Raw genomic sequence first — 15869 nt, forward strand, 5'->3', positions numbered from 1 at the left:
GGAGGGGCGGGGCGCGGATCGAGATCATCACGGCCGGGGTACGGCGGCGGTCAGCCGGAGATCGGCCGCCGAGCGTCCCACGCGGAGCCGGTGCGGCCCGGATCGCGCGGTCCTGCCGACCGGAGTCCAGACGGTGAGGGCCTGTGCGGGCACGGTGATCGTGGCGATGACGGACGCGCTCGCGCTCGCCTCGACCGCGGCGAAGCCGACGAGACGCCTCGGCTCGTCGCCGACCGGATCCAGGTAGGCCTGGACGACCTCACGGCCCCGGCGCTCCCCGGCGTTGCGGATGGTGACCCGGACCGTGAGCCCGCGTTCCATGTCGCCGGTGATGACCAGGTCCTCGTAGTCCCAGGTCGTGTACGACAGCCCATGGCCGAACGGGAAGAGGGGATCGGTGCCGGAGGCGGAGTAGGCGCGGTAGCCGATCAGGTCGCCTTCTGTGTAGTCCAGCGTTCCGTCGACCGGCTGGGTGGACAGGACCGGGACATCGGCCTCGGTGGTGGGGAAGGTGGTGGGCAGGCGGCCGCCCGGCTCGGTGCCGGTGAGGATGTCGGCGATGGCGTCACCGCCTTCCTGCCCGGGGAACCACGACCAGAGCAGGGCGCCCGGCCGATCTGCCCAGGGCAGGAGGAAGGGCGCGCCGGCGTTGACGACGACGGCCGTGCGCGGGTTGGCGGCGCAGACCCGTTCGACGAGTTCGTCCTGCCGTCCGCGCAGGGCGAGGGTCGTGCGGTCCACGCTCTCGGACTCCGTGTGGGCGTCGCTGCCGACCATCAGCACGACGGCGTCGGCGTCCGAGGCCGCGGCGACGGCCGCCTCCAGCTCCTCGTCATCGGTGCCGCGCGGAGTGTCGTATCCGAGGCCCAACAGGGTGATGGGGTGGGGCAAGTGACGCTGTGGCCGGAAACGCACCTGGATCTCGGTCGTGCCGTGGTCGGCGGAGAAGGCGAAGGTGTGGGAGGGCGGGTAGAGCACCAGCGAGCCGATGTCGTCGTTGTCCTGGAGCTGTTCGTGGGTCTGCGGCTCGTCTCCGGGGACTTGGAGCGTGAAGTGGCCGGGGCCGAGGACCGACAGCCTGTGTACGCCGGATTCGCGGAGCGTGAGGCGGGTCCGTACGACCAGTTCCGCCACCTCGTCGGCGAGGAGGAGCGGGAACCAGGTGCTCGCGGGGTCCTTGTGCTCGTCGGAGACCACGGTGCCGTCGGCCGTCCGGTACTCCAGTCGCACACCGGGTTCGCCGGTCACCGGGTCGGTGGACGTGTTCCCGTCCAGCGGAAGGAGTGTCGCGTGCGGGAAGACGCCCTGGCGGACGGTGATCTCGACGTCGTCGCCGAGCTCCCGGCGCAGTCCTTCGAGCGGGGTGACGATGTGTTCGGGGGTGACGTGGGCGCTGCCGCCGCCCTGCGCGGTGAAGCGGACGGCGTTGGGGCCGATCAGGGCCACCTTGCGCAGGGTGTCGGTACGGAGGGGGAGCAGGCCGTCGTTGCGCAGGAGTACGGAACCGCGGACCGCGAGATCCCGTATGCGGGAGCGCACGTCCTTCGGTACCGAAGCGGCGCCGGCCGTGCTGTCGTTGCCCTCCATGGTGTGCGCGGCTTCCACGCCGTTGAGTGCCCCGACCCGGGCGGCCAGCCGCAGGATGCGGCGGACCTTGTCGTCGATCACGGCTTCGGGAACCCGGCCTTCCTCGACGGCGGACAGCAGGGCGGCGCCCCACGGTCCGTCGGGGCCCGGCATGACCACGTCGAGCCCGGCCAGGGCCGAGTCCTCGGTGGACTTGGTGGCCTGCCAGTCGGAGACGACGACGCCGTCGAATCCCCACTCCTCCTTGAGCAGACCGTCCAGCAGCTCGCCGTTCTCGGTCATCGACTTGCCGTTGACCGAGTTGTAGGCCGCCATCACGACCCAGGCGCCGGCCTCCCGCACCGCGGCTTCGAAAGGCGGCAGATACGTCTCGCGCAGGGTCTTCTCGTCGATCCGCGCGTCGTACGTCATCCGCTCGGTCTCGGAGTCGTTGCCGATGAAGTGCTTGACGGTCGCGGCCACGCCGGTCGACTGCACGCCCTTGATGAAGCCGACCGTGGTGCGGGCGGTGAGATGCGGGTCTTCCGAGTAGCACTCGAAGTGCCGTCCGCCCAGGGGGGATCGGTGCAGGTTGACGGTGGGGGCGAGCAGCACGTGGATGCCCATGGCCCGCGCCTTGAGGCCCATGAGGCGGCCGGCTTCGTAGGCGGTGTCCTCGTCCCAGGCCGCGGCGAGCGAGCTGGGACTGGGGAAGAGGAGTGCGGGGGCCGCCGTGTCGCCGAAGGTGGTGCCTCGGGGGCCGACGGGCCCGTCGGACAGGGCGAGGGAAGCGAGGCCGGCGGCGACGACCGGTGTCAGGGTCCAGGCGTCGCCGCCGGTGAGCAGGGTCACCTTCTCCTTGAGGGACATGGCGCCCAGGCGCCGGGTGAGATCCGCTTCGTCCACCGTCTGTCGACGGGTCATGGGCTGTTCCTGCCTTTCCTGCGAGGGGTGGAGTCCGGGATCCGGGGCTGCCGCCTGCGGGGCGGCGATTCGGCGGCAGCCCCGGGCCAGGGGGGCGATCAGGAGCCGACCGCGGCTGTCTCCGGCTCGACGTCCTGGGCGCGCTTGAGCCGGGGGATCAGGGCGGCGGCGAGCAGCCCGAGCAGGGCGAGGCCGGCGCCGAGCAGCATCGCGTTCTTGAAGGCGGCGTCATGGTAGAAGCGGGTGCCCTGGACCACCGTGCTGTCCTTGGCGAGGACGACGTAGACGGTCTGGGTGATGACGGTCGTGAGTACGCCTTGGATCATGCCCTGCAGCCCGTTGGCGGTGGCCTGCTCGTCGGGCGTCACCGCTTCGATGATCAGGACCGGGACCGAGGACACGATCAGGCCCAGGGCGACAGCGGAGATGGTGCCCAGAAACATGAGCTGGGTGTCGGTGTAGTGCCACTGCCGCTGGAGCAGGAAGCCGACGGCGGCCAGCGCCGCGCCGAGGGCCAGCGGCAGCCGGGCGTCGACCTTGCGGAGGGCGACGCCGGTGCCGAAGCCGACGGCCAGGATGAGGATGCTGGCGGGGATGCCGATGATCGCGTAGTGGGTGGCGGTCATGCCGAGGCCGTCGGAGACGCCGGGGATCTTCGGGAAGAGCACCAGCAGCTGGCCGATCACGCCGGTGCCGAAGACGGTCGCGGAGATCAGTGCCGTGGCCAGCATGACCGCCCAGACGGAGCGGCGGGACATCATCGTCAGGTCGAAGAGCGGATGGGCTGCCTTGACGTCGGACACCACGTAGAGGAGGACGGCCGCGACACCGCCGAGCATGAAGGCCAGGGTGCCGCCGTCGGTCCAGCCCCACTCCCCGCCCTTGCCGATGCCGTAGGTGAGGGCCGCCGCGCCGCCGCCGAGGAGTGCGCCGCCGGTCCAGTTCACCTTCGTGCGCTCCGCGCGGTGCGGGGTCTCCGGCACCACGGTGAGCAGGAGGAGCAGGCCGATCGCCGTGGCGCCGGCCAGTGACCACATCACGCCCCGGAAGCCGAAGCTGTCGATCACCCAGCCGGTGAGGAAGGGGCCGCCGAGGGCGACGAAGGCGATGCCGCTGCCGATCAGGCCGCTGGCCGCGCCGACGTGCTTGGGCGGAAAGAGTTCGCGGACGGATGCGTAGGCGAGGGCGGCGATGGGGCCGTAGAAGCCCGCGATGCCCCGGCCGACCAGCAGCATGCTGTAGTTGGTGGCCAGCGCGGCGACGATGTCACCGACGAGACCGAGAGCGGTGATGGCGATCATGACGTTGCGCTTGCCGTAGAAGTCGGCGGCCTTCACGACGAACGGCGTGATCGCGGTGGCGACCAGCGCGTTGACGAGGATGAACCAGCCGATCTCCGTGGTGTGGAAGTGCAGCGCGACGGAGGCTTGCGCGTTGCCGCCGAGCAGGCCGGCCAGCGACAGCAGCTGGGTGGGCCACATCAGGGCGAGGGCGATGAGAGCGAAACGGGCTCCCATACCGGCTCTGGGGGCGGGGGCCGTCGGCGCGGGCGCGGGCGGCGACGAGGGTGTGGTGGAGGAAGACACGGCGGTGTGGCCTCTCTTCGGCGAGTGAGGAGTGAGCGTCCTGCAGAAGGTGACCTCGTCGGGGCGGTGGGGGAGGTTCGTACGGGACGAACGGCGCATCCGAGGGGAGCGGGGCAACGGTGCAGCTGTGCCCGGGAGTTGGAACCTTTCAATTCCGTGGCGGTCACGGTGGGAACCGTGGACCGGCCTGCCGGCCCGGCTCCTTCTGGCTGGTGAGCCCGAGCCGTGCAAGCGGGGGAGCGGCGTGGAGTACGGCTTCTCCGGACCTCTGAAACGGTCGGTTCCAGTGCGAACAAGAAGTTCACGTGACGGAAACCTAGCTACGTTCGGGATTCGTGGCTAGGGTTTCGGCCATAACTTTTTTCGAGTCGCCATCTGGATCTCTCCCGCTGCCGCCAGGATGTTCCCCTTGCCGCAGCCCGGGGAATGAATCGATTCATTGAGTGGCGGCTCATGATGGCCACGGGGACACAGCTGTGCCCGGCCGCGAGAGTGAGGACCACACGTGAGCCAGGAAACCCTTGACCGGTCAGGTGCCGTGGCCGATGTCCGCTTCGAGCACATGCGCACCGCGCTTGGCCTCGGAACCGATCGCCCCCGGCTGTCCTGGACCACGCTCACGCAGGCCCGGGACTGGACCCAGACGGCCTACGAGGTGGAGCTGACGGCCCCGGACGCCGGTGCTCCGGCCGTGCGGGCACGGGTGGAGTCGGCCGACTCCGTCCTCGTGACCTGGCCGTTCGAGCCGCTCCCGGCGCGCGGGAGGGCTACTGTCCGTATCCGCGTCACCGGATCCGACGGCGAGACCTCGCCGTGGAGCGAACCGGCGAAGTTCGAGGTCGGCCTGCTCGCCCCGGACGACTGGTCGGCCGTCTTCGTCACCCCGGACTGGGACGAGGACCCGCGCACCGACCAGCCCTCCCCGTTCCTGCGCCGCGAGTTCGACCTGCGCGGCCCTGTGCGTTCGGCCCGCCTGTACGCCACCGCGCTCGGCGTGTACGAGGCGGAGATCAACGGGACCCCCGTCGGCGACGACGTGCTCGCCCCGGGCTGGACGGCCTATGACAAGCGCCTGCGCTACCAGACCTACGACGTCACAGGTCTCCTGCGTCCTGGCCGCAACGCCATCGGCGTGGTCCTCGGCGACGGCTGGTTCCGCGGCCGCATCGGGTTCGACGGCAAGACCCGTGCCGTCTACGGCGACCGCCTCGCCCTGCTCGCCCAACTGGAGGTGGAGTACCAGGACGGCACCACCGAGCGCGTCACGACCGACGGTTCATGGCGGGCCGCCACCGGCCCGGTCGTCTCCTCCGGCCTGTACGACGGCGAGGCCTACGACGCACGGCTGGAACGGTCCGGCTGGTCCGAGCCCGGCCACGACGACTCCGGCTGGCGCGGGGTGCGTCCCGTCGCACGCGACCTCTCCACCCTCGTGGCGCCCGACGGGCCGCCGGTCCGCCGCATCGAGGAGATCGCTCCGGTCTCCGTGACCACGACCCCGTCCGGCAGGACACTCCTGGACTTCGGTCAGAACCTCGTCGGCCGGCTCCGCCTCACCGTGGCCGGCGAGGCGGGCCGCGTCCTGACCCTGCGGCACGCCGAGGTCCTGGAGGACGGCGAGCTGTGCACCAGGCCGCTGCGCACGGCGGCCGCGACCGACACCTACACCCTGCGGGGGCAGGGCAGGGAGGTCTTCGAGCCCCGCTTCACCTTCCACGGTTTCCGCTACGCCGAGATCACGGGAGCGCCCGTCGGTTTCGACCCGGCGACCGTACGCGCCGTCGTCCTCCACTCCGACCTGGAGCGCACGGGTTTCTTCGAGTGCTCCGACGATCTCGTCAACCGCCTGCACGAGAACGTGGTGTGGGGCATGCGCGGCAACTTCCTCGACGTTCCCACCGACTGCCCGCAGCGCGATGAGCGCCTCGGCTGGACCGGCGACATCCAGGTCTTCTCGCCGACCGCCTCCTACCTGTACGACAGCGCCGGCTTCCTGGGCTCCTGGCTCGCCGACCTCGCCGCCGAGCAGGGCGCGGACGGCGTGGTGCCGTTCGTGGTGCCCAAGGTGGGGGTCGCCGGCGCCGACACCCCGACCGCGGCCTGGGGCGACGCCGCCGTGGTCGTGCCGTGGGTGCTCCACGAGCGCTACGGCGACACCGGTGTCCTCGCCGCCCAGTACGACTCGATGCGTGGCTGGGTGGACCACGTCGCCTCGATCGCCGGCGCGAGCCGGCTGTGGGACAGCGGCTTCCAGTTCGGGGACTGGCTCGACCCGACGGCCCCGGCCGGCCGGCCCGACGGCGCCGCGACCCCCGGTGAACTCGTCGCCACCGCCTACTTCGCCCGATCCACGACACTTCTCGCCGGCGCCGCCGAGATTCTCGGCCGCGACGAGGACGCGGAGCACTATCGCGCCCTGGCCGAGGAGATCCGCGTCGCGTTCCAAGCGGAATACGTCACCGGCGCCGGCCGGATGATGGCCGACGCGCCGACCGCGTACGCCCTCGCGCTCTGCTTCGACCTGCTGGCATCCGACACCCAGCGCGCCCACGCCGGCGACCGGCTCGCCCAGCTCGTCCGCGCCAACGGCCACAAGATCGCCACCGGTTTCGTCGGCACCCCGCTGATCTGCGACGCCCTGACCCGCACCGGGCACACCGACACCGCGTACCGGCTGCTCCTCCAGCAGGAGTGCCCGTCCTGGCTCTACCCGGTCACCATGGGTGCGACCACCATCTGGGAGCGCTGGGACAGTCTGCTGCCCGACGGGACGGTCAACCCGAGCGGGATGACCTCCTTCAACCACTACGCCCTGGGCGCCGTCGCCGACTGGCTGCACGGCACGGTCGCCGGCCTCGCCCCCGCGGAGCCCGGCTACCGCCGCCTGCGGGTGGAGCCGCGACCGGGCGGCGGCCTCACCCACGCGAGGGCGGGACTGCGCACGCCGTACGGCCTTGCGGAGGTGTCCTGGAACCTGGCCGGAACGGAGCTGACGGTCGAGGCACTCGTGCCGCCGAACACGACCGCCGAGGTCGTCCTGCCGGACAGCGGCGGCGACGCCGTCGAGGTCGGATCGGGCCGGTACGGCTGGACGGTTCCGTACGCGTCTACGGACGCCCAACGGGCCCCGCTGTCCGTGGACATGAGCATCGACGCCCTGCTGGACCGCGAGGAGGCAGCCCGCGCCTTCAAGGACCTGTTGATCGCGTACATCCCGGAGGCCGCTGCCTTCATCGACAGTGGGTCGGGTGCTCCGGCCGGCACCACTGTGCGGGCGATCGCGGGGATGATCCCTGACGGCGAGACCTTCCTGTCCGACCTGGAGGCCAGGTTCGCGGAGCTGGAGGGCCGCGCCTGACGGGCGTGTTCGTGACAGGAGGTTCGCTTTGCCGCCGAGTACGGACCCCGGCCGAGCATGTCCGTCAGTCCTGCCGGTGAGTGCCCGTTTCTGCCATCGTGAAGTGATCTCTCGTCAGCCCTGGCCCGGTGGTGTGGCCATGAGTGATGACCGGGAGCTGCCCGGTACTGCCCGACTCCGTGTCGTCCCAGCCTGCGTCGCCGCCCATGGGGGTGTCAGATCTGAGCCGGCGTGCCGTTCCCATCGGGCCTCCGGGGCCCGCCGCCCGTGCGGCGGGCAGGCGGGCCCCGGAGATTGACGGTGTGTCAGACAGCGCTGCAGGCCGTCCCGTTCAGGTTGAAGCCGGAGGGCCTGGCGAAGGCTCCGTCGGTGGTGCCCTGGAACCCGAACGACACCTGGCCGCCGGCCGCGATCTGGCCGTTGTGGCTCGCGTTGCTCGCCGTGACGGCTCCCGAGGACGCGGAGAGGTTCGCGTTCCAGGCGTTGGTGATCCGCTGCCCGGAGGGGAGGGCGAACGCGAGCTGCCAGCCGTTGACGGGGGAGGAGCCGGTGTTGGTGATGGTGACGTCGGCGGTGAAGCCGCCCTGCCAGACGTTCGTCGCGTACGCCACCTTGCAGGCCGTGGAGCCGCCCGGGTTGCCGGGGTTGCCGCCGGACGACCCGGTGTTCACGGCGGAGGAGAACGAGGTGACGGCGAGACCCGCGCCGTTCTGCCAGGGTTCGAATCCGGCCTGAACGCTCGTCAAGTACCAGTTGTTCTGCGCGAGTCCGCGCGAGACGGCCTGCCGGGCGAAGTCCATGACGTCGAAGGACCAGCTGGTGACCGCCGACGGTGCGACGAACGACAGCACGTCGTTCGAGCCGTTGTTGCCGGACCACACCTGCCAGTCACGCCCGCCCACGCCGGCGTTGCCGACCGGGGAGCCGATCGGCTGGATGGATCCGACCTTGTTGAACCAGATCATGATCTCGGTCCTGTTGACGCCGTCGGTGCGTGGCGTGGGGTCGAGCCAGATGTCGTACGCGGCGTCGTAGACCGCGTCGTTCACGTAGCTGTAGGAGATGCTCGACGGCGCGGTGGAGACGGTGCTGAGCTGGGCGGGAAGGTTGGTGCCGGGCGAGCAGTTGGTGTAGTGGCAGCCGTTGTAGACGGAGGGGTACGACTTCGGAGCGCCGTTCGTGGGGACGGATCCGTCGGCCTGGGTGATCCTGAACCCCGAGTCCGTCGCGGTGATGCACTGAGCGGCGCTGGTGCCCCAGCGGTTGTTCTGGACCACGTAGCGACCCTGGATGGTAGTCGTGCCGAAGGGCTGGCAGATCGAGGTGTCGGCCTGTGCCACCGACGCTGTGGTCAGAAGCGCGGCGAGCGAGACGAGCGAGGTGAGCAGCGCGCCGAGCAAGCCACGCGCGCTGCGGGCATGGTGCGTTGAAGGACGCATGCGGATCCTCTTCAGAGGGATGGGGGGTAATGGGCAAGTGCTCCCGCCATGTTGTGAATGGGAGCGCTCCCAAACCTTGGCTCGGCAGGACTGTAGGGATGCTCCACGTCCATGACAAGACTGTGGGCGTGAACCCGTTGAACCGATTTCGAAGCCGCAGGTCGGACGCGGGGGCGAGACACAGTGCGCCTGACCCGGCGGACGTCAGGTCGAGTCGCGGACCACAAGCTCCGTACGGAGGATGACGTGGCGCCAGGCCACCGCACCCTCCTCCATCTCCTCCAGGAGCAGCCGGATCATGGCCCGCCCGATCTCCTCGATGGGCTGACGCACCGTCGTCAGCCGCGGCTCGGTCTGCTGGGCCAGCGGAAAGTCGTCGAAACCGATCACGGCGACATCCTCGGGTACCCGGCGTCCGGCCGCGCGCAGGGCCTCCAAGGCACCCGCGGCCGTCGTGTCCGACGCGGCGACGACGCCGTCGATGTCCGGATGCCGCTCCAGGAGCCGAGCCATGGCGCGGCGCCCGCTGTCCGCCGTGAAGTCGCTCTCGGCGGCAAGGGACGGCTCGCCCTTCAACCCCGCGAGTTTGAGGGCCTCTTCGTAGCCGCGCAGCCGGCACTGGGCGGCGTACAGGTCGAGCGGCCCCGTGATGGTGGCGATGACTCTGCGGCCTCGTTGGACAAGATGCGAGACGGCGCTGCGGGCGCCGCCGATGTTGTCCGCGTCGACGTAGCTGACGTACTCCTCCCCGGAACGGCGCCCGAGCAGCACGGTCGGCAGCCGGGCCTCGGCGAGCATGTCCGGCAGGGGGTCGCCGGCGTGTACCGACATGAGCAGGACGCCGTCGACCCGGCCGCCGCGCGCGTACTCGAGGAAGCGCTGCCGCTCGGTGTCCGAGCGGACCAGGGTCAGCAGCAGCTGCATTCCGGTGTCGGTCAGCGCGTTCCCGAGCGAGCTGACGATCTCGGAGAAGAAGGGCTCCGCGAACTGCCGCCAGTCCGGCTCCGTCATGACCAGGGCGACGGCATCGGCCCGCCGGCCCGCCAGGGAACGGGCCGCGAGATTGGGCACGTAGCCCAGTTCCTCGATGGCCTGCTGGACGGCCCGGCGCGTCGAATCCTTCACGCCCGCCGCGTTGTTGATGACGCGGGAGACCGTGCCCCGCCCCACCCGCGCGTGGGCGGCCACCTCTTCCAGCGTCGGTGTCCCCAGGCGTCGCTTGCCCATGACCACCTCCCCCAAGAGATCACCGATCTTACCGGCCGGAGGGGGGTGAGCACACGAAATCACCACTGGCATAGTTACGGGCGGTTGGCCCGCGCTCATGGATTGGGAGCGCTCCCGTTCTGGGTGGAGGGGTATGGGCGTTTATCCGCCGGTGGTCATAGACGGAACGACCTTCCACGGCTTGGTGGTGTGTGTTCGCACAGGGGAATGCCGGGAGACCGGTGGGTGGCCCGAACTGGTATTGGGATGGCCGGGCAGCCCCCTGCGCGGGTGGGTGCTGCCCGGCCGGTGACCCCGCCGTCGGGTGACGGGGTCCGTACGCGGAGTGCCGGCGGGGGGTTACTCAAGCAGCTCCGCGTACGAGCCCATGGCCAGGGCGATGTCCGCCTGGGCCCAGAATCGGTGGTAGGTGAAGACGGGCGCGGCGCCGCCCTTGAGATACGCCTCGACCTTCGACCAGGCCGGGTCGCTCTTGTAGAAGGCCCGGATCGAGGCGAACGTCGAGGACGAGTTGATCGCCTCGCCGTTCGGCATCTTGCCGGTCCAGCCGCTCGGCACGTAGACCGGGTCGTTGAACCGGCTGTAGTCGGTGCGGGTCTCCGGAACAGCGATACCGAGGCTGTCCTGGTAGTTGCCCCACATCCCGTCCAGCAGCGCCTTCGCCGTCGACTTCGCCTTCGCGTCACCGGACTTGGCGCCGTAGTACGTCAGGGTCTTGGCGTACGCGGCCGCCACGCCGACGTCGTTGGTGTAGTCGGCGACGGTGACGTGAAGTCCGCTGTTGGCGCCGGGACTTGACGCGTTCCAGGTGTCGGGCTGGCCCGACCACTGGAGGGTGGAGGGAATCTGGTAGGTGCCGTCCGGGTTGATGGTCGTTTTGGACAGGGCCCACTTGACCCACTTGTCGAGGACCGTCTTGGCCTGCGGGTCCCCGGTCTGCTGGTAGTACTCGGCGACCCGCTCCATGGACCACGCCTGGAAGCCGAACCACTGGTTGGACGGCGGGTCGTGGTAGACGGGCTGCTCGTCGTAGTACATGCCGTAGAACGTCGACTTCCCGGCCGGTGGGGTCGCGTAGCGGCCCGCCCAACTGTTGGTCGAGCCGCCGGCGATGGCGCCCTCGTCCGACTGGAGCCAGCGGTAGAACTCCAGCTGCCGCTGGAGCGACTTGCCCCAGTCGGCCGCGCCGGTCGACGACTTGGGCTTCAGGTCGGCGTCGGCGCTCAACGCGTATGCGGCGAGCGGGTTCTGGTAGCCGCTGTGGGCGTAGCTGGAGCCGATGCGCCAGGCCCAGCCTCCGCTGGTGTCGGCGGAGCCGCCCCAGGCGTAGTACCAGGAGAGCAGGTAGTGCGAGGCGTCCTTGCCGGTGCCGGCCGCGCAGGTGGACGGTCCGACGCAGTTGCCGATTTTCTTGAAGTACTTGTCGTACATGGCGTAGCGCAGATAGTCGCCCATCTTCGCGGCCTTGCCCACAGTGGTGGAGACAGCGCTGCCCTTGCCCTGCTGCTTCGCCCAGGTGTCGGCCCAGTACGCGGCCTGCACCGCGCGCGCGTCGGCGTCCGGGGCGGTGGTGTACTTCCACTGCTTGGCGTACGACTTGTCCCCGGTGAAGAGGTCCAAGTACCCGTTGGTTCCACCGTACTTGAAGGCGTCGCAGGTCGGCTGCGGCACCGTCTCCCACACCGATTCCTGCGGTCCGCGCTGGAAGGTGTTGAGGTACGAAGGGCCGGTCTCGGCCGGGCCTGCCTCGCACTTGCCGCCCGGGGTGTTGCCGAACCCGTAGGTGTTGTCGACGTCCTGGATCCAGTGCATGCCGTAGACGTCGTCGGTGTTGTAGGCCGACTTCAGTTCACCGGCCAGCGGGTCCGAGCCGACGGGCACGGACGAGTCGAGCGCGCTCGGATACTGGTCCGGCGTGTCCTCCTCGGGCGCGTAGGTGGCCGGCTTGGAGGCGTTGTAGAAGGAGTTGGTGGGCTGGTCGGCGTGGGTGGGGATCATGTACTTCTCCATGATGTCCCAGGCGCCGTTGAACTTGGTCCAGTCGCCGGTGACCTTGCCGTACATGGCCTGGAGCCACAGGAGGTAGCTGTACGCCTCCGACGTGGTCTCGTGGCCCTGGTCCGGCGCCTCGACGATCAGCGTCTCGACCGAGTGGTAGGGGATGCCCTCGGGGGAGAAGTAGCCGTTGGCCGGGTTGGTGATCTTCCCGTAGAGGTCCAGGAAGCGGGCGTTGTACGTGCCCGTCGCAGCGATCTGGGTGACCGTCACCGTCGCCTTGGCGAGCCCTGCGGCCGTCGACTCGAAGGTGGCCGCCCCCGTGCCGGAGGCGTCCGCCGTGACGGTCACCTTCTGCGCGGTGTTCCAGGTCGACGGGGTGAAGGTGAGGGAGGCCCCGCCGGTGACCGACAGGCCCGAGTTGCCGCCGGTCCGGGCGGTCGTCACGGTCACGTTGGCCGAGGGCTGGGTGGAGAGCTTCACCTCGTAGGTGCCCGTCTTGCCCTGCTGGACGGCGAGTTGGGTGGTCGAGGCGACGACAGCGGGGCCCGCGGCGACGGTGATGCCGACCGGGGTGGATTCCGCGGACGCGCCCAGACTGTCGTACGCCTTCGCCAGCAGGGAGTGACTGCCCACAGTCAGACCAGAGGCGGAGTACGTGTAGGGCGCGCTCGTGTCGGTGCCGAGCAGCGTGGTGTCGTCGTAGAACTCCACCTTGCCGATCGTCGCGCCGTCCGCGGCCGCCGCGGTCGCCGCGAGCGGCACTGTGTCGCCGCGAGAGTAGACCGCGCCGGCGGCCGGGCTGGTCAGTACGGTGATCGGCGGCTGGTGGGCGCCGACGCAACTGGTGCCGTTGACCGCGAAGTTGGTCGGCGCGGTGTTGGTGCCGCTGTAGCTGAACTGCGCCCCTGCCGAGACGGCGGCGCCCGGTGCGATCGTCCCGTTGTAGGGGGCGTTCTGCACGGTGATCGACTGACCCGACTGCGACCAGGTGCCGTTCCACCCGTTCGAGAGCCTCTGGTTGCCCGAGTAGCCGTAGGTCAGGGTCCAGCCGTCGATGGCGGCCGTGCCGCGGTTGGTGAGGGTGAGGTCGGCGGTGAAGCCGGAACCCCAGTCATTGGTCCTGTAGTCGACGCTGCACTGCACGGTCGCCGCGTTCGCGGTGGTCGTACCGGTGGCGAGCATGGACAGGGGCAGGGCGAACGCGGCGGCGACGGCGGTCCAGAACCGCCGTACGGCTCTGCGTTTGCGTCCGGGATCCATGTGCTGTTCCTCCTTGCGTCACGCGACTCACGGAGAGGTGCCAAGGCCTGAATCCAGTGGGAGCGCTCCCATCGTGGGGATGAAGGCGGGCGCGGTCAAGATGCCGGGACGTTCAAAGTTCGAAGCGAGCCGATCCAGCGAAAAGTTTCGCAAGGACCCTATGAAACCTCGTCAGTTGACGCTAACTTCCTCCCCACCAGTGGGAGCGGTTCCATCAGGCGACGCGTCCGTAGCGGCGCGCCAAGCTGTAAGGACTCGCTCATGCGACACCCCCCGCATTCAGTACTTTTAGTCAGCGACGCTCTCTCGAGCACTGTTGTGCCCGGTGGTCTCCGCCCGGGGAGCCATGGCCGCGTGCGCCATGGACACGAACTCGGACAGCTCGAACCACGGCGACACCGCGGACTCCCGGCCGCCCACACCGGGAGCCGGCGGCATGAAATCCCCGCTCGACCCGTACGGGTCCGGTGCCGGCGGTCGACGCCTTCGGACACCGCCGGGCACCCCCGCGCCTGACCAGGCACCCGGAACGACCGAGGTCTTGAGGCGCCGGCAGGACGGCCGCGCCTTCGAGCAGATGCCGGACGTACCCGCGCGCCGATCACTGGAACGCCTGCTTGCCCAGGTGTGGCCAGACGTCGGCTCCCGCGACCGTCCGTGCGGCCTCCGTCCGCAACTCCCCACCGAGAGAAGGAAACCCGCACTCATGAGTCACACCAGGACATCGCTCCTCGCTGCCTTGACGCTGGTCGCGGCGACGACCGGGACGGCGCTCGTCGTCGGCCAGGCCGGCGCTGCCACCTCGGCCGTCCCCTGCACCGTCGACTACAAGGTGCAGAGCCAGTGGGACACCGGCTTCACCGCCGCCGTGACCATCACCAACAACGCGGCCGCCAAGTCGAGTTGGGCTGTGAAGTGGTCGTACGCCGGTAATCAGAAGGTCACCAACGCCTGGAACACGAAGCTCAGCCAGAACGGTGCCGACGTCACCGCCGCCAACGAGAGCTACAACGGCACGCTCGCGAGCGGCGGTTCGGTCAGCTTCGGCTTCAACGGCTCCTACAGCGGCACCAACAGCGTGCCCGCCACCTTCACGCTCGACGGCGTCGCCTGCAACGTCGACAACGGCGGCGGTACGGGTGGCGGAACCGGCGGCGGCACCGGTGGTGGTACCGGCGGCGGTACGGGCGGTGGCGGCGGAGGTGGCGACACGGGCAGCCGCGCCAACAACCCCTACACCGGCGCCAAGGTGTACGTGAACCCCGAGTGGTCCGCGAAGGCCGCCGCGGAACCGGGCGGCAGCCGCATCGCCAACCAGCCCACCGCGGTCTGGCTGGACCGTATCGCCGCCATCAACGGTGTGAGCGGCGGCATGGGCCTGCGTGCCCATCTCGACGAGGCGTTGAGGCAGAAGGGTTCCGGCGAACTCGTGGTCCAGCTCGTCATCTACGACCTGCCCGGCCGTGACTGCGCCGCGCTCGCCTCCAACGGCGAACTGGGACCCAACGACCTCGACAAGTACAAGTCCCAGTACATCGACCCCATCGCGTCGATCCTGTCCGACGCCAAGTACGCGGGCCTGCGGATCGCCACGGTCATCGAACCCGACTCGCTGCCGAACCTGGTCACCAACGCCGGCGGCACTGCCACGACCACCGACGCCTGCGTGACCATGAAGTCCAACGGCAACTACGAGAAGGGCGTGGGCTACGCCCTGGACAAGCTGGGCGCCGTCCCGAACGTCTACAACTACATCGACGCCGCCCACCACGGCTGGCTCGGCTGGGACAGCAACCTCGATCCCGCGGTGCAGGAGTTCCACAAGGTCGCGACCTCGAACGGCGCGAGCGTGAACGACGTGGCCGGCTTCATCGTCAACACCGCCAACTACAGCCCCACCAAGGAGCCGTACCTCAAGGTGACGGACACGGTGAACGGGCAGACCGTACGCCAGTCGAAGTGGGTGGACTGGAACCAGTACGTGGACGAGCAGTCCTTCGCCCAGGCGCTGCGCGACAAGCTCGTCGCGTCCGGATTCGACTCCGGTCTCGGCATGCTGATCGACACCTCACGCAACGGCTGGGGCGGGTCCGCCCGGCCCACCGGACCCGGAGCGCAGAGCACCGTGGACGGGTACGTCGACAGCAGCCGGACCGACCGGCGGATCCACGCCGGCAACTGGTGCAACCAGAGCGGCGCGGGCATCGGGGAACGGCCGACCGCGGCTCCGGCCGCCGGCATCGACGCCTACGTGTGGGTCAAGCCGCCGGGGGAGTCCGACGGCAACAGTGCGGCCGTCCCCAACGACGAGGGCAAGGGCTTCGACCGGATGTGCGACCCGACGTACGGCGGGAACGCGCGCAACGGCAACAACCCCACGGGCGCGCTGCCGAACTCGCCGCTGGCCGGACACTGGTTCTCCGCCCAGTTCCAGCAGCTGATCCAGAACGCGTACCCGCCGTTGTCGTGACCTGCCGGCGCGGCGTGTGACCGCCGGGATCCGTCCCTCGA

The 15869-nt window shown here is 69.9% G+C and carries 7 protein-coding genes; 2 read left to right on the forward strand and 5 right to left on the reverse strand.

All coding sequences use genetic code 11. The features are described 5' to 3' along the window. Positions 1-27: 27 nt before the first annotated feature. Together JHN63_RS02325 and JHN63_RS02330 are read right to left on the reverse strand one after the other, a co-directional pair. The gene (locus tag JHN63_RS02325) at positions 28-2490 is read right to left on the reverse strand and encodes a glycoside hydrolase family 3 C-terminal domain-containing protein (RefSeq protein ID WP_200676945.1); all 2463 of its coding nucleotides are present in this window, start codon (positions 2488-2490) and stop codon (positions 28-30) included. A 98-nt stretch (positions 2491-2588) separates the two neighbouring features. Then, on the reverse strand, positions 2589-4007 hold the full coding sequence (locus tag JHN63_RS02330; RefSeq protein ID WP_200676946.1) for an MFS transporter: 1419 nt from the start codon (positions 4005-4007) through the stop codon (positions 2589-2591). Between the two features lie 631 nt (positions 4008-4638). Here JHN63_RS02330 and JHN63_RS02335 point away from each other — a divergent pair. After that, entirely contained in the window at positions 4639-7434 is a 2796-nt protein-coding gene (locus JHN63_RS02335) for an alpha-L-rhamnosidase (protein WP_200676987.1), read from the forward strand. Between the two features lie 305 nt (positions 7435-7739). Here the strand turns inward: JHN63_RS02335 and JHN63_RS02340 are convergent, their stop codons facing one another. The 3 genes from JHN63_RS02340 to JHN63_RS02350 all read right to left on the reverse strand — a co-directional run bounded on the left by JHN63_RS02340 (position 7740) and on the right by JHN63_RS02350 (position 13358). Then, positions 7740-8873: a cellulose binding domain-containing protein gene (locus tag JHN63_RS02340; protein ID WP_200676947.1), complete on the reverse strand. Its 1134-nt coding sequence runs from the start codon at positions 8871-8873 to the stop codon at positions 7740-7742. Between the two features lie 204 nt (positions 8874-9077). After that, on the reverse strand, positions 9078-10100 hold the full coding sequence (locus JHN63_RS02345; RefSeq protein WP_200676948.1) for a LacI family DNA-binding transcriptional regulator: 1023 nt from the start codon (positions 10098-10100) through the stop codon (positions 9078-9080). A gap of 339 nt (positions 10101-10439) precedes the next feature. Next, positions 10440-13358: a glycoside hydrolase family 48 protein gene (locus JHN63_RS02350; RefSeq protein WP_200676949.1), complete on the reverse strand. Its 2919-nt coding sequence runs from the start codon at positions 13356-13358 to the stop codon at positions 10440-10442. A gap of 706 nt (positions 13359-14064) precedes the next feature. Here JHN63_RS02350 and JHN63_RS02355 point away from each other — a divergent pair. Beyond that, positions 14065-15828: a glycoside hydrolase family 6 protein gene (locus JHN63_RS02355; RefSeq protein ID WP_200676950.1), complete on the forward strand. Its 1764-nt coding sequence runs from the start codon at positions 14065-14067 to the stop codon at positions 15826-15828. Positions 15829-15869 lie beyond the last annotated feature (41 nt).

This window comes from Streptomyces sp. MBT65, assembly GCF_016612545.1.
In the GTDB taxonomy this organism is placed as follows: Bacteria; Actinomycetota; Actinomycetes; order Streptomycetales; family Streptomycetaceae; genus Streptomyces.